Source organism: Porphyromonas loveana, assembly GCF_003096695.1.
Lineage (GTDB): Bacteria > Bacteroidota > Bacteroidia > Bacteroidales > Porphyromonadaceae > Porphyromonas > Porphyromonas loveana.
In genome coordinates this window covers 1-4,421 of the sequence record NZ_QEKY01000032.1, presented here as the reverse complement: position 1 = coordinate 4,421, position 4,421 = coordinate 1, and the positions used below count along the sequence as shown (strand labels likewise).

Genomic DNA, 4,421 nt, shown 5'->3' with positions numbered 1-4,421 from the left:
ACGGCAATCTCCCCCCGCCTGAATTCGGGCCCGAGCTCTACCGACTCCCCCTGCCCGAAAAAGTGATCCGGAATAACTGGTATAAGTACGATCTGACAATCTAAATTATGTGCGATCACTGTCTCAGAACCCCTTGTTGCTTTTTCGTGTTCAATTAAAACCTCAATAACGTTAAAGCACACATATCAGGGCTTTCGCATGTTTCGAAACTTCCATATAAATCAATAATTCTAAGGAAATTCATGGCATAACCAGAATTTCTTATAAAACAGTACAAAAGTGAAGACAAATTTGACTATAAAGCGACTGCAAAGCATATTGATTTGGGTGTTTGCTTTGTTAATGATGACTTTGATTCCTTTTCACAAAGTCAGTGCACAAACAGCACCTGTGGTTCCAGTAACTGTCAAAAAATATGCTGTTCCAGTAGCTAATCCAGAGAGTCTTGAAAATCCCAATGCTTGGGATATAACTCTTAGTATTGAAACGGGAGATGTCGTTGATCAAACGGCCGATGTAGTAATCGTTTTTGATGCATCAAAATCGATGGATAATACAGATCCTAATAGATTAGTACAGGCGAAGAAAGCTGCATGTGTATTTATAGACAAAATGCTCCCCAACGGAACGAATACAGAGAATGTTCGTGTTGCTTTGATTGTTTATAATACAAGCATTACAACAGCATCCAATTTTACGAAAGACGCAGTCTTACTGAAACAGAAGATAAATGGAATAACAACAGCATCAGGGACACATACTCAGGGGGCATTGTACAAAGCCCGGCAGCTGCTTGCTTCTTCTCAAGCTAATCACAAACATATTGTATTGTTATCAGATGGAGCGGCCCAAAAACAATATAAGTTGCGGTATAAAGATCCGAATGATTTTGTAAGTAGTACCCAAGATGATCTAGTAGCTACCATTACTGACCCTCAGCCTAATCCATCTCGCCGTTATTCAAAAAATAATCTTGCAGAAAATCGGTACATTTATGACAATGACATCGATGGAAATTATGTGGCAGTAGAGTATTTCAATCAAAACAATATTACATACTATTATTTCCCTTGTAATGCAGCTATCAATGAGGCACAGTTTGCAAAGACTGCGGGATGTATAATCCACTCCATCGGATTGGATTTGGATAACGAAACAGCAAATACATCTCTTAAAAGAATTGCGACTACTGAAAGTTATTATTATCCCGTTTCTTCGGCGGGAGTGGTTACTGCTTTCGACAACATTGCTTACAGCATAAAGACGGCTCTGACGAATGGAAAGGTGGAGGATTTAATTGCTCCGGGATTTGTTCTTGGAGAAGGGAATATTACCGATTTGATTACTGTTTCGCAAGGAACAGTATCCTATAATGTCTCCAATAAAACTATTACATGGAATGTTGGTAAAATCGGAAAATTGTCAACTGCGACGCTAACCTATCGTATCTATGCCGATTTGGATTATATCTTAAATAACAATATTCCGGTAAATACGACTTCCACCATCGGGCCCGATGTAGGTGGCTTTGACACTAACACCAGAGCAACGCTTACATATACAAATTCTAACGGAGTACCAAATCAAATGCTGGATTTCCCTCACCCGACAGTAAAATTGGGCTACGGTGTTATCAAGCGGCACTATGTGATGGTAAACGCAAATGGGCAACCTATCTTGGCAAATGGAACGGTGGTTAACTCTTTGAGTGAGGCTCAGGCTTTGCACCAACAGGATTTTTTCTTGCCTGAAGGAAGCGGACACATTGCTCCCAAATGGGTGAAATTAGACAAAAACAATGATGACTTACAGGGTTATTCCGTAACGCCAACAGAAACAACGTTTATGTACAATGGAAAACACTATACTCTCACTACAGTTAATGGTTCTAATCCATCCGGCGGTGAAGTGGGCATTAGTTGGAAAAAACCAGTTGGCAATGCCTATTTTGCTTACAAGGAAGGTCTCCCCCCAGTGGTTCCCGTTACTGTGGATAAGTTTGCCACTCCGGTTGATAATCCGTTAGACCCACAAAATCCCAACGCATGGGATGTAACCTTGAAAATCACTACAGGCAAAGTAACTGTACCAGTAGACGTGGTAATAGTAATCGACCAATCTTCTTCGATGGGTGGAGCTAATATTGCCAGATTGAAATCTGCCATAAAATCGGGACAAGAGTTTGTGCGAAAAATGCTCCCAAAAGGTATGGCAACGGAAGGCGTGCGCATTGCCTTAGTCAGCTACGACCACGAGCCTCATCAACTCTCCGGTTTCACCACCGATACGGCCTTTCTTTGCCAAAAGATTAGGGCACTAACACCTATCTGGGGTACCCATACGCAGGGAGGACTTAAAATGGCGAGGGACATTATGGCTTCCTCTACTGCCGTTTACAAGCATATCATTTTGATGTCGGATGGGCTGGCTACCGAACAGTATCCCATCAAGAACATAACAACAAACGATTTCATAGGTATGACAGGCAATGCCAACGACCCCATTGATATGGTAATACAAAATGCAATCACTACTCCGGGTGCTTATATTTCTAATGATACAAGCACTCCTAATATTAATCCAGCACCTGCAACTACCAATTCCAAGGTAGGAAAAAGAGACTTGTTGGAATCCAAATACGATTATAGCAATTTGAGTGGACGTATTACATTCGACGGCGTTGCCGGTGCTTTGGTCTACGCTCCGGCTCTCGGGTCTCCCAGTCATTACTACTTCCCTTGTAATGCCGCCATCAACGAGGCACAGTTTGGAAAAAATTCGGGGTACATCATTCATACCATTGGTTACGACTTGGGCGATTTTCCTCTTCCCAACAAAGCATTGGAACTTACGGCTACCGATGCCAATCACTTCTTCCCTGCTACTCCTGCAAATTTGGCTAATGCATTTAACAATATTGCTCAAAATATCAATGTAGGCGTACAACAGGGTACGGTCGTGGACTTTGTTGCTCCTGGGTTTATTATAAAAAATGTAACGCAATCGGGCGACGTAACCCACTTGTTTAGCCATGTTTCGCACGGAACCGTACACTACGATATCAATACAAAAAAATTGACATGGAATCCCGGAACCGTCCTGAGCTCGACAGATGCGATTATTACCTATCGTATCTATGCCGATTTGGATTATATACAGAATAACGATATCCCGGTAAATACAACCTCTACCATCGGACCCGATCCGAACGGGTTTGATACCAATAGCTCGGCTGAGCTTATTTATACCAATTCCAACGGAGACCCGGATCAGCACTTGGTATTCCCGCGCCCGACCGTAAAATTGGGTTATGGTGTTATTAAACGACATTATGTGTTGGTAAATAAAGACGGTCAACCCATACAGGCAAACGGAACGGTTGTCGGCTCTTTAAGCGAGGCTTATGTTCTACAACCACAAGATTTCTTTTTGCCGACAGGCGGAGACCATATCGCACCCAAATGGATAAAATTGGACAAAACTACCGAAGCGTTGCAGTATTATTCCGTACCGCCAAGCAAAACTATCATTACGACAGCCGATGGAAAGCGTTACAGTTTTGTCGAAGTTACAGGCTCCACGCCCAACCCGGGACAAATCGGTATAAGTTGGAAGAAACCGGCAGGAAACGCCTACTTTGCATACAGAGTTCTCAATTATTGGATGGGAGGAACAGAGAATCATGTGAACGAATGGGATGTTTCGACTAACTGGACAGGAGACCAAGTACCGCTCACGGGAGAGGATGTAGAGTTTGCTACGACAGAAAATTTCGGTACCCCGGCAGTAGCCGACCTGTATGTTCCGGCAACCGACCCGAAAGTTATCGGCAACCTTATCAATAATTCCGGCGAGGATTTGGTGCTTGTTACAAGTAGTCAGCTTACCATCAACGGACAAGTTTTGGATAACAACCCCGATGCCGGTACTATTGTCGTACAATCCTTACCCGATCATCCCAGCGGAACTCTTGTATTTACCAATCCGGCTCAAAATCAAAACGTGGGAGCCACGGTAGAGTTCTACAACAAAGGTTACGATTGTACCGATTGTGGTATGTACCGCCGAAGCTGGCAATATTTCGGTGTTCCGGTACAAAGTCTAAATCCGTTCCCTATCGGCGACGTGGCAGGCGATGAAACCATCAACCAATGGACGGAATCATTCAATGGTAACAAGTGGCAGCCCGCTACATTCCCTATGACGGCGTTTAGAGGTTACGAGATTACCAACAGCAGTAATACGGTACCTTCCGATGTGTATAAAATAAAGGGAACACTATTCGTAGGAGATGCCACAGTTCCGCTAACTCGTACATCGGGAGTAAACTATTCCGGATCCAACTTGGTGGGTAATTCCTACACGGCAGCCATCGACATCAAGAATGCGATTACTTTCCCCGCGGGAGTACAACAAACGGT

At 43.4% G+C, this 4,421-nt stretch carries 2 pseudogenes; both read left to right on the top strand.

Features of this window, described 5'->3' with window-relative positions:
* Window positions 1–104, top strand: a pseudogene (locus C7382_RS10340) (fimbrial protein); the annotation flags it as partial.
* A gap of 238 nt (window positions 105–342) precedes the next feature.
* Window positions 343–2,388: pseudogene (locus tag C7382_RS10335) on the top strand (VWA domain-containing protein); the annotation flags it as partial.
* Window positions 2,389–4,421: the final 2,033 nt, after the last annotated feature.